General features: G+C 72.8%; 16 protein-coding genes. 8 read left to right on the top strand and 8 right to left on the bottom strand.

The window, feature by feature from the left end:
- Window positions 1–32: 32 nt before the first annotated feature.
- Entirely contained in the window at window positions 33–1,364 is a 1,332-nt protein-coding gene (locus WMF24_RS33820) for an amidohydrolase family protein (RefSeq protein ID WP_437731565.1), read from the bottom strand.
- A 737-nt stretch (window positions 1,365–2,101) separates the two neighbouring features.
- Here WMF24_RS33820 and WMF24_RS33815 point away from each other — a divergent pair.
- A complete protein-coding gene (locus WMF24_RS33815) occupies window positions 2,102–2,587 on the top strand; it encodes a hypothetical protein (protein ID WP_437731564.1) in 486 nt (161 codons plus the stop codon).
- Window positions 2,588–2,762: 175 nt separating this feature from the next.
- Here WMF24_RS33815 and WMF24_RS33810 read toward each other — a convergent pair whose 3' ends face one another.
- The 4 genes from WMF24_RS33810 to WMF24_RS33795 all read right to left on the bottom strand — a co-directional run bounded on the left by WMF24_RS33810 (window position 2,763) and on the right by WMF24_RS33795 (window position 7,125).
- The gene (locus tag WMF24_RS33810; protein WP_437731563.1) at window positions 2,763–3,641 is read right to left on the bottom strand and encodes a transglutaminase family protein; all 879 of its coding nucleotides are present in this window, start codon (window positions 3,639–3,641) and stop codon (window positions 2,763–2,765) included.
- A gap of 157 nt (window positions 3,642–3,798) precedes the next feature.
- Window positions 3,799–5,679, bottom strand: coding sequence for an Hsp70 family protein (locus WMF24_RS33805; protein WP_437731562.1), 1,881 nt, complete (start codon window positions 5,677–5,679; stop codon window positions 3,799–3,801).
- Window positions 5,676–6,362: a DUF2760 domain-containing protein gene (locus WMF24_RS33800; protein ID WP_437731561.1), complete on the bottom strand. Its 687-nt coding sequence runs from the start codon at window positions 6,360–6,362 to the stop codon at window positions 5,676–5,678. The genes WMF24_RS33805 and WMF24_RS33800 overlap by 4 nt, the downstream gene beginning before the upstream one ends.
- 97 nt (window positions 6,363–6,459) lie before the next feature.
- Window positions 6,460–7,125, bottom strand: coding sequence for a hypothetical protein (locus tag WMF24_RS33795; protein ID WP_437731560.1), 666 nt, complete (start codon window positions 7,123–7,125; stop codon window positions 6,460–6,462).
- 341 nt (window positions 7,126–7,466) lie between these two features.
- Here WMF24_RS33795 and WMF24_RS33790 point away from each other — a divergent pair, with 341 nt between their 5' ends.
- The 3 genes from WMF24_RS33790 (at window position 7,467) to WMF24_RS33780 (ending at window position 11,604) form a co-directional block, all read left to right on the top strand.
- Window positions 7,467–7,679 carry a twin-arginine translocase TatA/TatE family subunit gene (locus WMF24_RS33790; protein WP_437731559.1) on the top strand — a complete coding sequence of 71 codons (213 nt, stop codon included), beginning with the start codon at window positions 7,467–7,469 and terminating at the stop codon, window positions 7,677–7,679.
- A 96-nt stretch (window positions 7,680–7,775) separates the two neighbouring features.
- Window positions 7,776–10,919, top strand: coding sequence for an MXAN_5808 family serine peptidase (locus WMF24_RS33785; RefSeq protein WP_437731558.1), 3,144 nt, complete (start codon window positions 7,776–7,778; stop codon window positions 10,917–10,919).
- A gap of 127 nt (window positions 10,920–11,046) precedes the next feature.
- Window positions 11,047–11,604, top strand: a complete 558-nt coding sequence (locus WMF24_RS33780; protein ID WP_437731557.1) for a TerB family tellurite resistance protein — start codon at window positions 11,047–11,049, stop codon at window positions 11,602–11,604.
- A 63-nt stretch (window positions 11,605–11,667) separates the two neighbouring features.
- On the opposite strand, the gene WMF24_RS33775 is transcribed toward WMF24_RS33780, so the two are convergent.
- On the bottom strand, window positions 11,668–11,985 hold the full coding sequence (locus WMF24_RS33775) for a hypothetical protein (protein ID WP_437731556.1): 318 nt from the start codon (window positions 11,983–11,985) through the stop codon (window positions 11,668–11,670).
- A 70-nt stretch (window positions 11,986–12,055) separates the two neighbouring features.
- On the opposite strand from WMF24_RS33775, the gene WMF24_RS33770 reads away from it, so the two are divergent.
- Window positions 12,056–13,024, top strand: a complete 969-nt coding sequence (locus WMF24_RS33770; protein ID WP_437731555.1) for a uroporphyrinogen-III synthase — start codon at window positions 12,056–12,058, stop codon at window positions 13,022–13,024.
- On the opposite strand, the gene WMF24_RS33765 is transcribed toward WMF24_RS33770, so the two are convergent.
- Window positions 13,012–13,815 (bottom strand): hypothetical protein, encoded by an 804-nt coding sequence (locus tag WMF24_RS33765; RefSeq protein WP_437731554.1) that lies wholly within the window; start codon window positions 13,813–13,815, stop codon window positions 13,012–13,014. The genes WMF24_RS33770 and WMF24_RS33765 overlap by 13 nt on opposite strands.
- 284 nt (window positions 13,816–14,099) lie before the next feature.
- Window positions 14,100–16,886, bottom strand: coding sequence for a tetratricopeptide repeat protein (locus WMF24_RS33760; protein ID WP_437731553.1), 2,787 nt, complete (start codon window positions 16,884–16,886; stop codon window positions 14,100–14,102).
- Between the two features lie 741 nt (window positions 16,887–17,627).
- On the opposite strand from WMF24_RS33760, the gene WMF24_RS33755 reads away from it, so the two are divergent.
- From WMF24_RS33755 to pdxA, 3 genes are all read left to right on the top strand, one after another.
- Entirely contained in the window at window positions 17,628–19,073 is a 1,446-nt protein-coding gene (locus tag WMF24_RS33755) for a TldD/PmbA family protein (protein ID WP_437731552.1), read from the top strand.
- A 174-nt stretch (window positions 19,074–19,247) separates the two neighbouring features.
- A complete protein-coding gene (locus tag WMF24_RS33750) occupies window positions 19,248–20,204 on the top strand; it encodes a winged helix-turn-helix domain-containing protein (RefSeq protein ID WP_437731551.1) in 957 nt (318 codons plus the stop codon).
- On the top strand, window positions 20,201–21,295 hold the full coding sequence (pdxA, locus tag WMF24_RS33745) for a 4-hydroxythreonine-4-phosphate dehydrogenase PdxA (RefSeq protein WP_437731550.1): 1,095 nt from the start codon (window positions 20,201–20,203) through the stop codon (window positions 21,293–21,295). Before WMF24_RS33750 ends, pdxA begins: the two co-directional genes overlap by 4 nt.
- Window positions 21,296–21,350 lie beyond the last annotated feature (55 nt).

Genomic DNA, 21,350 nt, shown 5'->3' with positions numbered 1-21,350 from the left:
GCGGCGCCCGCGGACGCCCCGCTGCGCGCGGCTCAGTCGCCCTGAGGTGAGGCGACCCATTGCCCGTTCAACATGACCCGCTTCACCCGGCGCATCGCCCCGATGTCGGCGAGCGGGTCGCCCTCCACAAGGACGAGATCGGCGAGCTTGCCCGGCTCGACGCTGCCGAGGCGATCGTCGATGCGGAAGAACCGGGCGTTCTCCAGGGTGCCGGCGACGAGGACCTGCATGGGCGACAGGCCGCTCTCGACGAGCAGCTCCATCTCGCGCTGGTAGGCCCACCCTCGCTCGGCGCGCGGCGCCACGCCGTGAGAGCCGACGACCACCCGGACGCCGGCGCGCCGCGCGGCGCCGGTGAGCCGCATCATGTTCTCGAAGCCGCGCACGTGGGTCTCGGTCGCGCCCTCGTCGCCGGCGCGGCGCTCGAAGACGGCGAGGGTGGGGGTGACGAAGGTGCCGCGCGCCGCGAGCAGCCCGAGGAGCGCGGAGGTCCGCGGCGCGCCGAGGGAGATGCCGCGAAAGAGCTCGTAGCGGCCCTCGACGCGCGCCTCGTTGCAGGCGATCACCGCCTGCCGGTAGCGCTCGGCCTCGCGCGGCGGCACGAGCGCCGTGCCGAGCGACGTGATGTGCTCGATGCCGTCGAGCCCGGCCCGGATCGCCGCCGCGGCGTCCACCGTCTCGAGGTGCGCGGTGGCGATCACGCCGCGCGCGTGCGCGGCCTGCGCGACCGCCTCGACGAGCCCGAGCGGCAGGCGGAAATAGACCTTGATCGCCGACGCCCCGCGCTCGACGAGCTGGTCGACCGCCCAGCGCGCCTCGGCTGCGTCGCGCACGATCAGCGCGCTTTCCGGGTAGGCGGGATCCGGCCCGTCGAGCAGCGGCCCCGCCAGGAAGAGCCGCGGCGCCGGGCCGAGCTTGCGCGCGGCGTCGTACGCCTCGATCCATTGCCCGGGGTCGCGCAGCGAGGTCACGCCGCGCTGCAGGAAGAGCCCGGGCAGCCCGTCGTCGCCGTAGAGGTGGAAGTGCGCGTCGATGAGGCCGGGCAGGACCGAGAGCCCCGCGCCGCGGACGATCTCCGCGCCGGCCGGGACGTCCGCTGTGCCGCGCGCGCCCGCGGCGACGATGCGATCGCCGCGGACGACGACGACGGCGTCCCGCACGGGCGGGCCTCCGCGGCCGTCGATGAGCGTGGCCCCGACGATCGCCACCGGGCGCGACGTATCCGGCTGCGCGATCGCGTTGATCTCCCGTGCGGGCGGGAGCCTCCGCTGCCCCTCGGGCGAGGGCCACTGCACGGGCGCGCTCGCGCAGGCGCACAGGCCCGCGAGCATCGCCAACAGCCACACGCGCAACCGAAAGCTCATCGTACCCTCCCCGTGCCCTGAACCGTATGACAAGCGCGACGAGCGCGCGCCGCCGGCGCCTGAGCGGCGCGCGTGGGGCCGTGTCGCCGGCGCCCGGCACCCACGATCGCAGAGCGATGTCCGGATCTGCGGCCGCGGGCGGCTGCGAGCGTCGCGCCTTTCATCATAGCAGCTCCGGGCCGCTCGGCCGCGAACACGGGCGCTTTCCAGCCTCCACGCTCATGCCGCGTGATCGCTCCCGGCGACGTCCACCTCGATCTCCGGGCTCACCCGGTCGATCGACAGCGCGAGTCCCTGCGCGGAGCCGGCGCGCGCGGGCCCTTTCCGGGCTTCGTCGCGCGGTGTTTCGTGGAGCACAAGGCGGCTCGGAAATCGTGACTCGCTGGATTCGGCACGACGCCCAGGCGCCATCGCCGCCCGCTGCGACGCCGCGCTCGGTCCGCGGCGGGCAACTGCGGGTCTCCCGCTGTCCGGGGCCGGGGTCAGGCGATTCCCGATCCGAGGATCCCGGCGAGCGCGTCCTCGTCGGGCCCATGTCACTGTATTTCGGTCGCGCGCGGGGCGAAGCTCGGAAAGCCGTCGCTGCGCGCGTATCGAAGACTGTTGAGCGCCACAGCCTGGGTGGAGTAGGGTGCCACCGCCGGCGCGCGGGGAACGCCGCGACCGGCATGTCCCGGTGGGACCGGTGACGATGCGACTTTCGAAAGCTGGCGCTCGTTCAAGCGCTGGAGGACATCATGCGTAGCATCCACTTTGTTGGCACTGTCTCGATGGCTCTCATGCTCGGCGCGACCGCATTCGTCGCGGGGTGCGGAGACGACTCCGGCGAGGACACGAGCGGCGGGACGACCGCGAGCAGCACGACCTCCTCGAGCAGCACGACCGGCGCCGGCACCGGCGGCGGCGGCGGCGAGGATACCGGAGGAGAAGGCGGCGGTGGTGGTGGTGAAGACGCGGACTGTGTGAGCTGCTCGGCGCCCCTGCTCCTGGGGGCCGATTCGGCCGATCTGTGTGAGTCGTCGGTGCCGAAGTACGTTGCGCTCACGGACTGTATCTGCGAGGCCTGCGGCGCGGCCGAGGGCGACCCCTGCTACAACGTGTGCTCCGAGGAAGGCGGGGAGCGGAGCGCGGAGTGTACGACGTGCGGCGAGATGGCGGCCACCACCGCGGAGGGCGAGTGCGCGGCGGAGGGCACCACCTGTCTTCAGGACATGCCCGAGTGATCTCGACCCGCTGAGGGATCGCGGACGCTTCCGATCGATCCTCGGCGATCAGCCCCGCGGCCGCAGGGGCGGGCACGACGCCCGTCGCCCCTGCGGCCGTCTTCGCGCGGGCTCCGATGCGTTCTCGAGCGTCGCGATGGCTCCAGTCGACGCGCGGGCGATACCGCAGCGGAGCTCACCGCACCTCGGACACCGTCACATCGACGGTCATCGTCTCCGTGGCCGGCGTGTAGAGCGTCCCCGCCGTGGGAGTGACGTCCATGGTGTTGCCGCCGTGGCCGACGCGCACGTGATCGACGCTGGTCAGCACGCCGTTCGTTGGGTCGAACCCCTTCCAGCCGATGTTCGGGAGGTAGAGCTGCACCCACGCGTGCGTCGCGTCGGAGCCCGCGCGGGTCGTTCCGACATTGCCGGTATAGATGTACCCGCACACGTAGCGCGCCGGAACGCCGAGGAGCCGCGCGAGGCAGATGAACAGGTTCGCGAAATCCTGACAGACGCCGCGCCGGTTCACGAAGACGTCGTGAGGGGTTGTCGACAGGTCGGTCGAGCCCGGCGCGTACTGGTATTCGCGGAAGAGCGTCAGGTTGATGTCGAAGAGCGTCTCCATCAGGTCCGCGTCGTTTCGCGCGACGAACGACATGGCATGACGGAAGAGCTCCTGGAGCTGGTGTTCCGGAAGCTCGACCGGGCGCACGTACGGCGCGATCATCGCCTGCTCCCAGGGGGTCCAGACGAGGGGAAATGCGGGCCGGATCTTCGCCTTCGCGAACGCGAACGGATCCGCGTCGAGCAGCTCCACGACCGATTCCGCCGAGATGGTGAGCGCGGTATACGGGGAGGTGATCTCGAAGCGCGTGACCCGGTTTCCGAAGGCGTCCTCGAGCTCCACCGTGGGGACCGCCGGATCGAGCGTGAGCGTGTGCGAGAGCACGCGCTGATCGCCGTCGTCCACCGGGCGGAGATGCAGATCGTGCGCGCTGCGCTCCACCGGGCGATCGTAGGTGTATCTCGTCGTGTGGACGACGCGGAGCGTGCGAGTCGTCAGCGGCATGTCGCGATGTCGTTTCCTCGGTGAGCTCGAGAGCTCTTCCGGCGCGGTGACTTGCCCGCTCCCGGGCGTGGGCCGGGAGGGGGGAGCGCGCCGACGCGCCGGTGTGACGCTGTGCGTTGGTGCGCCTCGGGTCGTTTCCGACGCGGCGCGCCGCGCCTCACGTCTCCGCGCGCACGGACAGCTCGATCCGCCAGCGCTCGTTCGGCTTCTGCGCCTCGCGCGGGATCGCCTCCAGGAGCAGCGTCCCCACCTCGGTGACCGAGGCGCGCAGCCGCACCGGCACCATGTCCCCCTCGCGGCGCCCCTCGGCGGGCAAGGTGACCTCAATGGGCGAGAGCTCCTCGAGCTCGCCGGGCCTCCAGTCCTCGAGCTCGGTTCCGGCCTGGTCGTCCCGCCGCACCGACGAGCTGAAGAAGCGGAAGCGCACCGGCTCGCCGACGACGACCCCGAACTCCTGCGGCGGCAGCGTCGCCTCGGTGCCCTCCTCCATGCCGAACGGCGCCAGGCACAGCGCCGTGATCGGCGGCTCCAGGCCGGGCACCGCGGGCACCGCCCCCTCGATGCCCACGTAGTACGCCCGCGCCGTCCCGCCGCGGATCCTGAGCCCCCGGCCGCGCCGCGCCAGGCCGTAGGCGGCGGCGCCGCGCGCGACAGCGAGGTCCAGGTCGTCGCTCGGGAGCACCCGCGGCCGCGGCGCGCCGTCCTCCTCGAGCCAGGCGCCGAGCGTCGCGACGAGCCGCTCGCGCAGCGCCGCGCTCTTCATGACGCCGCCGTTGAACAGCACCGCCGTCGGGTGCAGGAGCTGCGGCGCGCGGCCGTGCTCATCCCCCGCCGCGCCCTTGGGGACGAACCCCTCCAGCTTCGCCGTCGCGCCCGCCTGCCGGCCGAGGAAGGCCGCGAGGTGGCGGGTGATCGCCGGGTCCTGCGCGTACGGCAGGCCGAGCTGCGTCAGCCCGGCGCGCGCGCGCGTCGCCGGGCGCGCGGAGGACGGGACCTCGGGGAAGAACCCGTCCACGAGCGTCCGCGTGATCTCGTCGCGCGTGAGCTCCGTCCGGATCGACGCGCCGAGCAGCTTCGAGCCGCGGCCAGCGATCACGATCGGCGCCTCGGTCATCGACGGATCGCCGAGCAGCCGCTCCTTCGCGACGCGCGCCGCGTGCGTGAGCGACGTCATCTGCCAGCGGTCGAGCTCCTTTCCCTCGGCCGAGAGCTTCGCCTTCACGACGTGCGCGAGCGCGAGGTCCATGTTGTCGCCGCCGAGCAGGATGTGGTCGCCGACCGCCACGCGGACGAGCTCGAGCGAGCCATCGTCGCGCGGCACGGCGGCGATGGCCGAGAAGTCGGTGGTCCCGCCGCCGACGTCGACGACGAGCAGCACGTCGCCCGGCTGGAGGTGCTTGCGCCACGCCTCGCCGGCCGCGTCGATCCAGGCGTACACGGCCGCCTGCGGCTCCTCGAGCAGCGTGAGATCCTCGAAGCCCGCGGCGCTCGCCGCCTCCACCGTGAGCTCGCGCGCGGCGGCGTCGAACGACGCGGGCACGGTGATCACGATCTCCTGCTTGGCGAGGGCGAGCTCCGGATCGTCCTTCGCGAACAGGTGGTCCCACGCCTCGGTGAGGTGCTCGAGGTAGCGCCACGACGCCTCGACCGGCGAGATCTTCTCGACGTCCTCGGGCGCGCCGACCGGCAGCGTCGACCCGCGCCGGTCGATGCCCGGGTGGGAGAGCCAGCTCTTCGCGCTCGAGATGAGGCGCGCCGGCGCGTCGACCCCGCGCGCGCGGGCGTGCTCGCCGACGACGAACCGCCGCTCCGGGTCCCACGGCAGGACCTGGAAGCCCTCGCTCTCGTGGGGGATGTACATGAACGAGGGCAGGAGCGGCCGCGCCTCGAGCGCGCCCTGCGCCACGAGCTGCGGCACCGCCAGCACCTCGGGCGGCGGCGTGAGCCGCGGATCGGCGCCCTCGTCCGGGATGCGCGCGTAGGACAGCGCGCAGTGCGTGGTGCCCAGATCGATCCCGATGATGTAACGCGCGCTCATAGCTCGACCTCCGCGGGGGCGATGACGCTGGCGTCGTGGCCGGCGACCGGCGTCGGCAGCGAGATCTCCTCGGCGCGCCAGCCGCGGTGGCGGAGCACGCCCCGGTACGGCGCGCTCCCGGACACGTTGCCGATGAGCTTGATCTCGGCCGGGCTGTAGCCTGCCTCCAGCGTCACGCTGGCCCCCTCGTCCTCGCGCCGCACGGGCGCGAGCTTCGCGTGGCTGCGCAGCGCCTTGCGGCAGCCCTCATGGACCATCCTCGCCGCCACGCCGACGTCCGCGTCGCCGAACGAGGCGATGTCCTGCTCGAGGAAGTCGACGAGCCGCCCCTCGCGCTGGAGCAGCGCGAGCAGCTGGAGCGCCGAGGTCGCGACGGGCGCGGCCGGCTGCGCGGGCGCGACCGGCTGCGCGGGCGCGGCCGGCTGCGCGGGCGCGGGCGCCTTCTTCGCGTCTTCCTTCACGGTCACGGCCTCCGGGGCGCCGGGGAGGCGGGGCGCGCCGCCCTCTCGTGCCCGCTCGATCGTCTCCTGCTCGCCCCGCCCGGCGGGCGGCAGGGCGGCCGCCGTCCGCGCTCGCCAGGCCCGCGCGGCGAACTGCGCATCGAACAGCACGCGGAAGAAGCACGCGAACGCGAACCAGAGCCGCGTGGACCAGGGGAGCGGGGGATCGTCGAGATCGGCCACGGCGAGAGCCTAACGCCGAGCGTTGCGATCGGCACAGAGACCGGCGAGCGGGGCAGGGGGCGCGCCCGGCCCCGCCGCGCGGGCCTCCGCCGGCCGATCAGAACGTCGCCCGCAGGACGGGGAAGCGGACCTCGTGCCCCTGCGCCACGCCGAACTTGACCATCTCGTCCTGCGAGTAGAGCGGCTTGAGCGAGAGCGCCGGCATGCCGAGCGCGACCTGGCCCGGCGTGATGTCGATGAGGCCGAGCCGGGGCTGCTCCCAGCGGGCTCCCCGGACGAACCGGGCTGCGTCCGTCGTGAGCTGAACGCTGACGCCCGGCTGGGGAGGCTCCACGGACGGTTCGTTGCGAATGGGTTCGCTCTGGTCGGTCTCCGGGGGCCTGTACGCGGTGGCGTTCAGCGTGACGACGAGGGTCGGGATGACCAGCGCCATGCCGCCGGCGAGCATGTAGAGCGGCGCCTCTGCGGGCGGCTCCGAGGCCTCGATGAAGTAGCCGGCGACGCCGCCGCCCACCGCGCCGAGCCCGCCGAAGACGAGGTAGGGCCAGGCGCGCTCGACCCCGATCGCGCCCATCGTCAGCATCACGACCTCACCGCCGAGCAGCGCGCCGCCGACGATCCCCTTGCCGGTGACGCTCACCCTGTCGCTCTCGCCCGCTTCCTGGGCGCTCGCGCGCTCCGGAGCGCCGGCGAGCACCGCCGCCGCCACCGACGCCCCTGCCAGACACTGCGCTGCCTTTCGATTCATGCGGTTGATCGGCATCGTGTTTTCCCCGTGTCGATGATCGCGAAGCCGGCGAGGGCCGGAGCTCCGGACCGCCGCCGGCCGCGCCTCGCGCGCGGCCCGGCGTCCGGCCCGTCCGGTCGGCGGTCCGCCTGGGCCGTCGAGCCGTTCTTCAATTGTGAACTGCTGGCGGAGCGAGCGGGGGCGCACGCGCCTCGTCTCTCCTCCAGCAAAGCCGGTCGCGCGAGCCTAGCACGGCTTTCAAGGCTCCGAACCGCTGCATTGCCCGTGCGGAGGATGGGTGGTATGGGTCGACGCGAACCGGGCCGTCGCCCGCCGCCTCTCGCGGGGAGCACGGCAGCCTTCGAGGGATCACCGCTATGGGCCGCATTGGACCGCTGGAAATCGCCCTTCTCATCGGGCTTGCCCTGCTCCTCTTCGGCGCGGGGAGGATCGCAGACGTCGGCAAGGGCATCGGCGAGGGCATCCGGAATTTCAAGAAGGGGCTCCGCGACGACGACGAGGACGACCCCTCCAAGCAGCTCCCGGCGAAGACCGACACCAAGGAAGAGGACACACACAAGCCCGTGTAGTGTCCGCCTCGGCGCGCCGGGCGCCGCGTAGCGCGCGCCCCGCGCCGATCGACGTCGGTCGACGCTCGCCGGCGCGCGTCTATACTCGAGCGCCGTATGCCCCATCGACTCCTGGAGCGCATCGTCAAGGCGCTCGTGGTCTTCGCCGCGTTCCCGCTGGCAGCGTACTTCGTTCTTCAGTTCGGCCCCGGGGGGCTCTGGCGAGGGTTCGAGCCGGCGCTCGCGGTCACCGGTCAGGTGGCCAAGGCGCCGTACGACCTCACCCGCCTCGAGGCCGTGAACGAGACGCTCAAGATGATCCGCGACAAGTACGTCGAGCCGGATCGCGTCAAGCCGAAGGAGATGCTGCTGTCGGCGCTGAACGCCGTGCAGCGCGACGTCGCGCAGGTGATCGTCCTCAACGAGGATCCCAACGAGGTCACCGTCCGCGTCGAGACCAGCGAGAAGAAGTTCCGGATCGACAACATCCAGGGCCCCTGGGACGTCTCGGCGCGCCTGCGCGAGGTCTTCGGCTTCCTGCAGAAGAACCTCAAGGGCACCGAGGTCGACCTCCGCGAGGTCGAGTACGCCGCGTGCAACGGCATCCTGCACACGCTCGATCCGCACTCGTCGTTCCTGAGCCCCGAGGCGTACAAGGAGATGAACCTCTCCACGTCGGGCGCGTTCGGAGGGCTCGGCGTCGTGATCTCGATCCGCGACCAGATGCTCACGGTGCTCAACCCGATGCCCGACACGCCCGCGGGCAGGGCGGGCCTCAAGCGGCTCGATCGGATCGTGAAGATCAACAACGAGTCGACGCTCAACATGCCGCTCGACGACGCCGTGCGGAGGCTCCGCGGCGACCCCGGCACCGCGGTCACCGTGTGGGTGACCCGCGAGGGCGAGGGCGGCTGGCAAGGCCCGAAGCCGTTCGAGCTGACCCGCGAGGTGATCAAGGTCCGGTCCGTCGAGTCGCGCGCCCTGGAGGGCAACGTCGGCTACGTGCGGCTGAAGACGTTCCAGGCGACGTCGACCGCGGAGCTCGACGCGGCGCTCGACAACCTGCGCAGCAAGGGGCCGCTGAAGGGGCTCGTGCTCGACCTGCGGGGCAACCCGGGCGGCCTGCTCGATCAGGCCGCGCGCATCGCCGACAAGTTCCTCGCCGACGGCGTCATCGTCTCGACGGTCGGCGCCTCCGAGGGGCGCGAGGAGAAGCGCGCCAAGGGGCCCGGCACCGAGCCGCTGTACCCGATCGTCGTGCTCGTGAGCGGCAACAGCGCGAGCGCGAGCGAGATCGTGGCGGGCGCGCTGAAGAACAACGACCGCGCCGTCATCGTGGGCTCGCAGACGTTCGGCAAGGGCAGCGTGCAGCTCGTCTTCCCCGACGTCACGGCCGAGAAGGCGGCGCTCAAGCTGACGATCGCGCAGTACCTGACGCCGGGCGACGTCTCGATCCAGGGCGTCGGCGTCACGCCGGACATCGAGCTCGACCCGATGACGGTCGACGAGCTCGAGATGGATCTCACCGTGCAGAAGGACGGGCTCCGGGAGCGCGATCTCTCGGCGCACCTCTCGAACGCGCGGGCGGCGGCGGGCAAGCCGTCCGAGGTGGTCCGCTACCAGCTCACGAGCGCCGAGCGCGAGCAGATGCGCGACCGCGGCGGCGACATCGACGAGGATTTCTCCCTCGACTTCCCGATCCGCTTCGCGCGCGAGCTCGCCGCGCGGATGCCCGCCAACACGCCGAGGATCCAGCAGCTCCGGTCGGTGCACGACCACATCGAGCAGGTCGGCAAGGAGGAGCTGGCCAAGGTCGCGGCCGAGCTGGCGAAGCTCGGCGTCGACTGGTCCGACGCGCCCGAGGGGACGGCGCCGGCGGCGAAGTCCGAGCTCGACGTGAAGGTCGAGACCGATCGCCCGAACGCCGAGGTGACCGCCGGCCAGCCGATGGAGCTCCGGGTCACGGTCAAGAACAACGGCAAGCAGCCGGTCTACCGCCTGCGCGGGACGACGGAGAGCGACAACCTCTACTTCGACAGCAAGGAGCTCATCTTCGGCAAGATCGGCCCCGGCCAGACGAAGACGGCGAAGGCGCCGCTCGGCTGGTGCGAGGTCGAGGGGCGGAAGATCGGCTCGACGAAGCCGAGGAAGGCCAACGAGAAGCGCGTCTGCAAGATCCCGATGGACGCCCTCTCGCGGAGCGACGGCCTCAAGGTGAAGTTCGAGGTCGCCGGCGCGCCGGAGCCGCCCCCGGTCGAGATCCGGCCCACGATCCGCGCGCTGGAGCGGCCGCTCTTCCAGTACGCCTACCAGATCGTCGACGACCGCGAGGGCAACGGCGACGGGCTCATCCAGAAGGGCGAGCGGGTCAGCATGTACCTGACCGTCAAGAACGTCGGCAAGGGCCCGTCGTACGAGACGCAGGCGAACATCGCGAACCTCTCGGGCGAGGGGCTGATGCTCCACGCCGGGCGCTTCGACGTCTCGAACATCAAGCCGGGCGACGTGCGCAAGGTGGTCTTCACCTTCGACGTGGAGCCGCAGCTCTCCGAGCCCGAGGCGACCCTCACCCTGTCGGTGGGCGATCGCGATCTCCGCGAGTTCGCCAGCGAGAAGGTGAAGATCCCGATCCTGCCGCGCCTCCAGCTCACGGGCGGCGGCTCCACCGTGAAGGCCGGGGCGCAGGGGGCGACGCTGCTGCCGTCGCCCCAGGCGAGCGCGCGCGGCTTCGGCCGGCTCCCTGCGGGCGCCGTGGTCAAGGTGCTCGGCGAGGCGCCCGGCGGGTTCCTCAAGACCGATCTCGGCGGAGGCCGCTTCGCGTTCGTCGCGGCGCGGGAGGTGACCCAGGGCGGCGGGCCGGCGCCCGCGACCGTCGCGTTCGAGGACGTCTACTCGCACGCGCCGCCGACGCTCGACATCGCCGCGGCGGCGCTGGCGACGACCGCCGACACCGTGAAGATCACGGGGACGGCGTCGGACAGCGAGCGGCTGCTCGACACCTTCATCTTCGTCGGTTCGCGCAAGCTCTACTACAAGTCGAACCGCGACGGCGCGGACCCGAAGAAGGCGGATTTCTCCTTCGAGGCGCCGCTCCGGCCGGGGGTCAACGTGATCACCGTCGTCGCGCGCGAGACGCCCGACACGACGACGCGGCGCACGCTCGTCGTGCGCAAGGACGGGCCCGACGGCTCGATCTTGAAGACCCCGAAGTCCGACAACCCCGTGGACGACTGGATTGCGGACCGCGGGGGTGAGGACTAAGGCGCCGGCCATGGCGATGGATGACGATGACGGGCGCAACGAGCGGCGCCTCGCCGGGCAGGGTGCTCCGGCGAGGCGACGTTCCGCCGGGCTGCCCTGCCCGGCGATGATCTGGTAGCTTCGACGCGTGGGACTCCTCGCCTGGCTGGGCCTGAAGCAGGGGGGCTCGTTCCCGAACCTCGACGCCCTCTTGAAGGAGCTCCGCGCGGCGCTCCCGGACGACGAGGCGGTGGTCCTCCGCTACATCGCGACCGTCATCGTCCTGCTCGGCAAGGTGGCCTGCGTCGACGGCCGCTTTTCGTCGAAGGAAGACGAGCTGCTCCGCGAGCTGCTCACGCACGTCGACGGGCTCGCGCCGAGCGGCGTCGACGCGGTGTTCAACGCCCTCCAGGGCAAGCTGCCCGCGCTCCAGGAGGGCGAGGTCGATCGCTGCTACCGCGAGCTCAAGGCGCTCTGCAACGCCAGGGAGCGGGTGGAGGTGGTGCGCCTCCTGATCCGGCTCGCCGCGGCGGACGGCGCGCCCACGCCGGCCGAGCGCGCGGAGATCACGAGCATCGCGGAGGAGCTCGGCGTCCCGCTCGCCGAGATCGAGCCGGACCTCTCCGGCCAGGTCGGCGGCGGCCCGACCAGCGCCCCGACGGCGCCGGACGAGCAGCGCGATCCCGGCGGCGACACCCGGGGGTGAGCCAAGCGGTCGTGGCAGCCGGCGCGCCCGAGCCGCGTGGCCCGGGCGGAGCCGCGCCGCGGATCAGTCGCGCGCGTCCCGCGGGTCGGCGCTGCTGTCGGGGCTGGGGGCGCGGCCCGCGGCGCCGAGCGCGCGGCGCTGCTTCAGCGCGGTGAGCGCGACGAAGAGGACGAAGAGGACGGCCCCGAGCACCGCCACGAGCGTGGCGAAGTTGAAGAGGTAGTGCGCGCCCGCCGCGCCGCCCACCCCCATCAGGAAGATGCCGAGCAGCGCGATGCCCGCGCCGATGGCCGGATCGGGGCCGGCGTCGTTCTCCGAGGTCGCATGCGAGAGCCCGCCCCCCTGGACCCCGCCCGCCTCGTTGCTCATCGGATGGCTCACGCGGGTGAGCTTAGCAAACTGGTCAACCGCCCGAAACCCGCCAGCGCCGGACCCGGGCTATGCTGCGCGGGTGAGCACGCCCACGCACCCCCCGAACGACCGTCCTTCCCGTCCAGCGTCGCCCGACTTCGCCGGGCGCCGCGTCATCACGTTCGAGAGCCGCCGCGCTACCGAGATGGCCTCGCTGATCCAGCGGTACGGCGGTGTGCCCGTCACGGCGCCGGCCCTGCGCGAGGTGACGATCGAGCGCAACGAGCGCGCGCTCGACTTCGCGCGGCGCCTCACGGGCGCCGAGTTCGACCTCGTGATCCTGTTGACCGGCGTCGGGACCAGGGCGCTCGTGGCCGAGGCGGCGCCCGCGCTCCAACCTCCGCAGGCGGAGGGCGTGACGTCCGACCAGGACGGTCGTGGTGCGCAGGGGGCGTCCCTCATGGCCGCGGCGCTGTCGTCCGTGCAGCTCGTCGTTCGCGGCCCGAAGCCAGCTGCGGCGCTGCGCGAGCTGGGCGTGACCCGGTTCGTCACCGTGCCCGAGCCGAACACCTGGCGGGAGATCCTCGAGGTCGTCCGCGGGCTCGGCGATCTGAGCGGAAAGCGCGTCGCTGTGCAGGAGCACGGGGCGCCGAGCCACGAGCTCTACGCCGGGCTGGAGGCGGCCGGCGCCCGGGTCACGCCGGTGCCGGTGTACCGGTGGGCGCTCCCGGAGGACACGACGGCGCTGCGGCAGGGGCTGCGCCTGCTGGCGGACGGCGATGCGGCGATCACGCTGTTCACGAGCCGCGCGCAGGTCGAGCACGCGCTCCACGTGGCGGCCGAGGAGGGGCTCGTCGAGCGGCTGCGCGCCGGGCTGGCGCGGGGCGTGGTGGCGTCGATCGGGCCGGTCTGCTCCGAGGCGCTCCGCGCGGAGGGGATCGAGCCGGATTTCGAGCCCGAGCACCCGAAGATGGGCCATCTCGTCAAGGAGGCGGCCGCGCGCTCGGGTGAGATCCTCGCGCGCAAGGGGAACCCGGGCGACGCGCCGGCGTCGGCTCAGTCTTCGTAGTCGGATTGCGCCACCGTCGCCGGCCGCGGCTCGGGAGGGGGCGCCGCGCCGGCGGCCGCCGCGGTCGCGCGCAGCGGCGCGTCCGTGTGTCCCCGGTCGACCAGCTCGGCCCGGTAGAGAACGCGGCCGTCCTCGGTCGTGATCTCGCCGCCCACGTCGCCCCAGACGAAGTCGTCGCTCTGGAGCGTGCGCATCGTCGCCTTGGTCTTGCCGATGCGGACGCGGAAGCTCGTCTTCTGGCAGGCGATGGCGGCGCCGCCGACGTCCACGTTCACCGCCTCGGTGCCGAGCACCTCCTCGTTCTCGTCGGCGGCGAGCGCGGTCTTGGCCATCATTGCGTCGTAGGCCGCGAGGGTCGCCGGGCGCTCGGCGCCGTCGGCGTCGATCCAGGCGGCGCCGAGGATCTCGCCGCGCCGGCTGGGCGCGTCGCTCATGCGGACCCGCAGCGCCTCGGTCTCCTTGTCGCCCTCGAGGGTCACGTCGACGACGAGGACGTCCCCCTCGCGCGCGATCACCCGCTGCGTGAGGAGCAGCGGCGCCTTCCTGAAGCTGCCCGAGAACCGGTAGGCGACGTAGTCGCCGGGCTGCCGCGCGGCGGCCGTCTTTTCGGCGCTGCGGCTGCTCTTGTCGGCGCCGTCCTGCGCGTGCTGCGCGACCTCGCGCCGCGTCTCGGCCGCCACCTTGGCGGCGGCGCCCCGGGGGTGGCCGGCTCGAGCGTTCGTTTCGAGCCCGGCCCCGCAGCCAACGGCCAGGATCGACGTGAGGGCGGCGAAGAGGAGCGGTCGGTTCATGCACCCCCGGTACCTGAGAGCGCCCCTCCTGGCCCAGTTTCTGGCATTTCCACGGACGCACCGAGGTTGAGCGGCAGCCGACCGAGGTTGAGCCGCCGACCGGAGCCGCCGACCGAGGTTGAGCCGCCGACCGGAGCCGCCGACCGAGGTTGAGCCGCCGACCGGAGCCGCCGACCGAGGTTGAGCCGCCGACCGAGGTTGAGCCGCCGACCGGAGCCGCCGACCGAGGTTGAGCCGCCCGCCGAGACCGACCGCCGGCGCTCCCCGGGCGGCGCGGGCTGCGCTCAGGGCAGCTTGCCGCTCGGGAGGAGATCGTCGAACGCGGCGTCGAACTCGTCCGCGATCATCTCGGCGCCGACGGCGCGCGCGGCCGGCTTCGGGACGTCGATGCGGCGCAGGCGCTCCGCGACGCTGCCGCGCGGGTCGTTGTAGCTCGGGCTCATCCGGGCGACGCGCTGGAAATAGTAGAGCGCCTGCTCGGGGACGCCGAGCATCTCGTAGGCGTTCGCGATCTCGTACGTCAGCGCGAGCTCCTGCTCGACCGTCTTGTGCGAGGCGTGCAGCCCGCGGATGAGCGCGTCGATGCCCGCCTCGATGTTGCCCATCTGGAGGTGGGTCATGCCGATCATCGACTGGCAGACGCATTCCCGCCCGGGGTCGCGGGAGGCGAGCTCGAACTCGGCGATGGCGTCCGCGTACAGGCCCATCTCCTTGTAGGCCACGCCGAGATCGTAGTGCGTCGACGCGTCCGACTCGGAGACCTGCGCCGCGACCCCCGCCTTGAACTGCTCGAACACGCTCTCGACGCTGATCTGCCGAGGATCGTCCTGGACGCCCGTGACGGAGCCCGGCGCGACCTCGAGCTCGTCGATCATCTTGAGCGACTCGGCGATGTCGAACGCGCGATCCTCGTCCGGCCGCTCGCTGCCGCGCGGGACGACGCGCGTGCCGCTCTCGGTGTCCGTCGCGACGCGGTTCTGCGACGCCAGCTCGGTGACCTCGCGCAGCCGCTCCATCAGGAGCGGGTGGTTCGGCAGCCGCGCGAGCTGCTCCTCGAGGATGTTCCGCGCCTCCTCGAACATCCCGTGCTGCGCGAAGAACTCGACCTCCTCGAGCGCGTCCTCGTCGAGCGCATCCGCGCGCCGGAGCGACCCCGGCGGCACGGAGCGCGCCGACGCCGGCCGGACCGACGCCGGCCGGACCGACGCCGGCCGGACCGACGCCGGCCGGACCGAGGACGGGCTGTACAGGGCCGGCGGCGGGGCGAGCACCGGCGGCGGGGGCATCGAGGACGGGGACGGCGCCGGCGGCGCCTGGGAGGCCGCGACGGCGAGGGGGTGCTCGGGCGCGCGGCTCGGGTTGACCGACGCCGTCTCCTCGTCGTCGTCCTCCTCGAGCTCCTCGATCTCCTCGACGTCCTCGACCTCTTCGACCTCCTCGACGTCCTCGATCGGGAAGCTCGGCAGCGGCGGCTCGTTCGCGAACGGGTCGTCGAGGTGCGTGACCAGCTCAGGCCGCCGCGGGAGCGCCTCGACGACGCCGTCCTCGTCGAGGGTGTACGCGGGCAGCGGCGCGTCGGGGTCGTAGAGGTCCTGGCTCGGCACCTCGGACGCGTACGCGTCGTTCTCCCCGGCCGTCGGCGAGACCTCCGGGCCCGTGTGCTCCTCGTCGGCGAGCTCGTCCTCCTGCGGCACGGCGTAGCCGAGCAGGTTGAGCATCTCCGTGGCCCGGGCGTTGCCCGGATCGAGCAGCAGCACCTCGTCGAGGAGCCTCGCGGCGTCGTCGACGGCGCCATCGCCGGCGAGCTGGTCCGCGAACGCGAGCATCTGCTCGACCGCTCCGTCCTGGTCACCCGCCTCGATGAGGATGTCGCAGAGCTTCTCGCGCAGCTCTCGCGCGGACGGCAGCCGGCTGATGCCGCCCTTGAGGAGGGCGATCGCCTTGTCGTACTGGCGGTCGCGCCGGAAGCTCTCGGCGTGCGCGACGAGCTGCCGGGGGCTCGCGACCGGGGACGTCGAGGGCTGCGACGCGCGAAGCGGGATCGGCGCCTCCGACGAGGGCTCGACGTCCTCGACCTCGAGCTCCTCCGGCTCGTCGTCCTCGTCGAGCTCGACGTCGATCGACGCGCGCGTGCTCCGCGCCGGCCCGAGCTGCGCGGCGAGCTGGCGCACGCCCTCATCGTTCGGGGCGCGTGCGACCAGGGCGGACACGAGGACGTTGAACTGGTCGAGCCGCCCCGCCTCCTTGGCGATGCGCGCCGACTCCTTCTGCACCTCGATCGCCTTCGCCGGCTGCCCGAGCAGGTCGAAGGCGCGGGCGAGGAGCGCGAGCGTCTCCAGGTCCCGCGGGTTCTCCTTGAACGCGATCTGCAGCTTGGTGAGGGCCGACATCCCGTCGCTCGGGTCGCCGCGGTCGAGGTAGATCTCGGCGGCCATGCGGGCGAAGCGGGCGTCCGGGCGGTGCTGCAGCAGGCGCTCGACGACCTTCAGCGCGTCGTCGCGCCGCCCGAGCTTCAGCAGGAGCTCGGCCGCCGTCCCGAAGCGCTGGATGGCGGCGTCGTAGTCGCGGACGCGGATCAGCGCCTCGGCGAGGCGCAGATACGCAAGCGGGTTGTTCGGGTCGAGGTCGACGACCCGCTTGAAGATGTCGATCGCGTCGCGATCGCGCCCCGCGCGGAGCAGGCGCGTCGCGACCTCGTCGTAGGCCGCGAGCGCGTCGCTCGTGAGCCCGAGCTGCGTGTAGATCTCCGCGAGGCGCGGGACGATGTGGCCGAAGCGGTCCTCGTACTGCGGGACGTGCTTGTGGATGATCTCGCGGATCTGCTTGTAAACGGCGATCGCCTTGAGCGCGAAGCCCTGAAGGGAGTAGAACTGGCCGACGCGCTCGTAGGTGGTGATCGCCTCGACGTACTCCTCCGTCCGCAGGTAGAGATCGCCGATCTTGAGCAGCGTCCGGACGTCCTTCGGATCCTCCGCGACCAGCTTCTGGTACTCGGCGATGGCCTTGTCGAAGCGCTTGCGCTCGACAAACTTCTGCGCGGTCTGGAGTACCTTGTCGCGATCGACCGCCACGGCGATGGGAATCTCCTACTGAGGGGAGCGAGGCGTTGCTCGGGCGCCCCGTCGGCATCCCTCACCTCACCTAAAAACACCTAGCCAATCCCGCTACCACGTACAAGCGCGCGGCATCGGAAGTTCCGGAAGCTACCGCCAAGGTGCTTGTTTGCAGCACGCGCCCTCCGCGGCCCCTTGTGGGGATCGCGGCGACCGCATGGCGCGGTGGCGTCGAGCCCCCGCCCCGGTCGGACGCCAGGCAGGTCCGGTCGAGGCGTGTGGAAGAGCGCGCCCCACCGTGGAAATGCGGGGTGAAGGCGCGCCGATCAGCAGGGGAAACGCGAAGATTGCGGAGAAAACGGCCTGCGCCGCCCTCCACGCGAAGACGGCTCAAAGCATAGCAGTCAAGCGACCTTCTTGCACATTTCTGCACACATCTCGGCACCTCGCGGGGCCGCCGATCCGCGTCCGCGCGCCCGCCCTGCGACCCCTGCGCGCCTGACACGCCCTCGCGACGCCTGAGCGTCTGACACGTCCGCGCCGGCGGTGGCCGCACGGCGCGCGTGCGACGGCGCGGACTCGCCTCCCGCGCTCTGCTGTGCTCGTCGGCCGTACACGCCGTGCGCCGCGCGCGCCGTGCGCAACGGTTGCGCGCCGAGGGCCCGCGACGCGCCGGGCGAGGACGCGGGAGGGTGGGAGGGGCCCGAAAGGCCGACCGCTTCTCGACCGCCCCGGCGAATGGACCTAGAGTTGGCCACCATGTCGCGCAGCCAGGCCTACCGCGCCCCGTTCGCTCCAGGAGAGGAAAATGCCGTCGACGCAGCGCTCTGTGAGCGGCTCCTCTCGGTCGCCCTGTCCAAGGGTGGTGATTACGCCGACCTCTTCTTCGAGTACCGGGCGGGGGGCGGGTTCACGTTCGACGAGGGCATCCTCAAGGCCGCGTCGCGCGGGGTGTCCATGGGCGTCGGCGTCCGCGTCCAGCGGGGGGACGCGACCGGCTACGCGTACACCGAGGACCTCACCTGGGACGCGATGAAGCGCGCGGCCGAGACGGCGGCGCAGATCGCGACCGGCTCGGGCGGCACGCAGAAGATCGAGCTCCGCCGCCGCGCGCTGCCGGGCCGCTACGAGCTGCCCTTCGTCTCGCTCGACGTCCCCGGCCTCGAGAAGCGCGCGCTGCTCGAGCGCGCGAGCGCCGCGGCGCTCTCCTTCGATCCCAGCATCGTCAAGGTGGAGGCCAGCTTCGCCGAGGAGGTGCGCGAGGTGCTCGTGGCCACGAGCGACGGGCGGATGGCGCACGACGTCCAGCCGCTCCTCCGCTTCGGCGTGCGGGCGCTCGCCGAGCGCGGCGGCAAGCGCCAGGAGGGCTCGAGCGGCGGCGGCGGACGCATGACCACCGCCTACTTCGAGGGCAAGTCGCCGGAGTGGCACGCGGAGGAGGCGGCGCGCCAGGCGGTCGCGATGCTCGACGCGCGCGACGCGCCCGCCGGCGAGATGAGCGTCGTGCTCGCCCCGGGCGACAGCGGCATCCTTCTCCACGAGGCCGTCGGGCACGGGCTCGAGGCCGACTTCAACCGCAAGGGGACGAGCAACTACTCGGGACAGATCGGCAAGGAGGTCGCGAGCCCGCTCTGCACCGTCGTCGACGACGCGACCCTCCTCCAGTCGCGCGGCACCATCAACGTGGACGACGAGGGGCACGAGCCCGAGCGCAGCACGCTCATCGAGAACGGCAAGCTCGTCGGGTACATGCACGACCGGCTCTCGGCCAGGCACTACGGGCTCACGCCGACCGGCAACGGGCGGCGCGAGAGCTTCGCCGCCGCGCCGATGCCCCGCATGACGAACACCATCCTGCTCGCCGGCCCCCACGATCCCGAGGAGATCGTGAGGTCGGTGAAGCGCGGGGTGTTCGCGAAGAAGTTCGGCGGCGGACAGGTCGACATCTCGAACGGCGACTTCGTCTTCTCGCTGACCGAGAGCTACCTCATCGAGGACGGCAAGCTGACCGCGCCGCTCAAGGGCGTGAACCTCATCGGCAACGGCCCCGAGGTGCTCCGGCGCGTGACGATGCTCGGCCACGACGTCGCCACCTCCGACGGCATCTGGACGTGCGGCAAGGACGGACAGAGCGTTCCAGTCGGTGTTGGCTGCCCAACAATCAAGATCGATCTCATCACGGTCGGCGGGACGCGGATCGGCTGATCCTTCGGCCGAACTCCGACCCATTTTTCGGCCGAAATTCGGCTGAATCTCTCGACCGAAACCCGGCTGATTTCTCCCCGAAACACGGTGGAAACGTGAGCCCCGTGGCGGGTTGGGCGCGTTTTGCGCGCTGCGTCTTGCGGGCCCGACGCCACACCCGTATACGGGGCGGACATGGCGCGTCGTTCGTTCATTGCCATCGTCGGACACGGACCTGACCTGGAGCGCGATGAGGGCGCGGCGTCGGTCCTGCGCTCGCTGGGCGCTGATGTGCGGACCCTCGACCTCTGGGACGACCCTCCGCGGCTCTTCGTCGACGACGAGAGCAAGGCGCGGGCGATCGTCGTCGAGGCGCTCGATCGACCGGACCTGGCCGCGGCGGCGCTGCGCGCGCTGCGCCGCGAGCCGCGCCTCGAGGAGGTCGGCGCGCTCGTCGCCGTGAGCGTGGCGCAGATCGCGCGGATCGAGCCGTCGAGCGGCTTCGACGACTTCCTGCTGGTGCCGTACGTCCCGGCCGAGCTCTACGCCCGCGTGCGCCTCGTCGAGTGGCGCCGCAGCGAGTTCGCCACCGAGGAGCGGGTGAAGGTGGGCGCGATCGTCATCGACCGCGCGGCCCACGACGTGTCGGTCGGCGGCATGCACGTGCCGCTCACGGCGAAGGAATTCGCGCTGCTCTCGTACGTGTGCGAGCGGCGCGGGAAGGTGGTGTCGCGCACCGAGCTGCTCCGGCGCGTCTGGGGCAGCCAGTACGAGGGCGGCGCGCGGACTGTCGACATCCACGTGCGGCGCCTCCGGGCGAAGCTCGGCGCAGCGCTGCCGCTCGTGACGCTGCGCGGGGCCGGGTACCGGCTCGAGTCGCCCGTGCCGGGCTCCGGCGGACCCGAGGGCGCCGATGCAGCCAGGACGGCGCAGCGGGGCGGCGCCGAGGCGCTCGAGGAGCGCGGCGAGCCGCGGGACGAGCGCGACGAGGACGAGGACGAGGACGAGGACAGCGACGACGAGGGCGACGAGGACAGCGACGACGAGGGCGACGAGGACGACGACGAGGCGGCCGCGCGAGCCGAGCGGCGGTCGGGGACGTCGGCGTCCGGCACGTCGACAACCGGGCGCGAGCGGCGCATCACCCGATGACGGATCCGGACCGCCGCCGCGCTCCGCGGGCCGGCGCCGGCGCGGGGCGCGGCGGAGAACGCTCGCGCCGGGCCGCGCCGCCGATCGTCGCGATCAGCGTCGGGTGCCCCAGCGGGGTAGGGCCCGAGGTGGCCGTGGCCGGCGCGGCGTCGGTCGAGGGCGCGCGCTGCGTGCTCGTCGGCGACGAGGCGGTCCTCCGGCGCGCCGCGCGGCTCGTCCGGGTGGCCGCGCGCCGGCTCGTGGTCGTCGACGGGCGCGCCGCCATCGAGCAGCTCGCGCCCGGCGAGGTGGGCGTCTGGGCGGGCAGCCTGCGGCTGTCGCGGCCGAGCGCGTTCGGCCGGCCCGAGGCCGAGGACGGCGCCGCGCAGCTCGCGTGGATCGACGCGGCGACGGACCTCGTGCGCGACGGCGTCGCCGCGGCGCTCGTCACGGGGCCGGCGTCGAAGCACGCGATCGCGACGAGCGGCGCGCCGGGGTCGGCGGACTTCCTCGGGCACACCGAGCACCTGGGGCGGCGGCTCCGCGCGCGCGAGGTCACGATGGCGTTCGCCTCGGGCAAGCTCGTGACCGCGCTCGTGACGACGCACCTGCCGCTGCGCGAGGTGCCCGAGGCGGTGAGCCCGCGCGAGGTGTCGCGCGCCGCGGTGTGGCTCGCGCGGCTCCTGTCGGATCTCGGCCACGAGAAGCCGCGGGTCGCGATCGCCGCGCTGAACCCGCACGCCGGCGAGGGCGGGCTCCTCGGCGACGAGGAGCAGGTGCGGATCGCGCCGGGCATCCGGCTCGCGGCGCGGCGGCTCGCGCGGTCGGGGCCGGCGGCGGAGCTCACGGGGCCCGTCGGCGCGGAGACGGCCTTCCGGCTCGCGGCGCGGGGCGCGCTCGACGGGGTCGTCGCGATGTACCACGACCAGGCGACGATCCCGAGCAAGCTCCTCGGCTTCGGCGAGGCGGTGAACGTCACGCTGGGCCTGCCGATCGTGCGCACGAGCGTCGACCATGGCACCGCGTACGACCTCGCGGGCACGGGGCGCGCCGACCCGCGCGGCATGCGCGAGGCGATCGCGCTCGCGGCGCAGCTCGCGGCCGCGCGCTGACGCGGTCGCGCGCCGACGCGATCGCGCGCCGACGCGGTCGCGCGCCGACGCGCCG

This window comes from Sorangium sp. So ce1335, from assembly GCF_051521615.1.
GTDB lineage: Bacteria > Myxococcota_A > Polyangia > Polyangiales > Polyangiaceae > Sorangium.
Note: the sequence above shows the minus strand (reverse complement) of the source record. Positions and strands in the feature narration are given on the sequence as shown.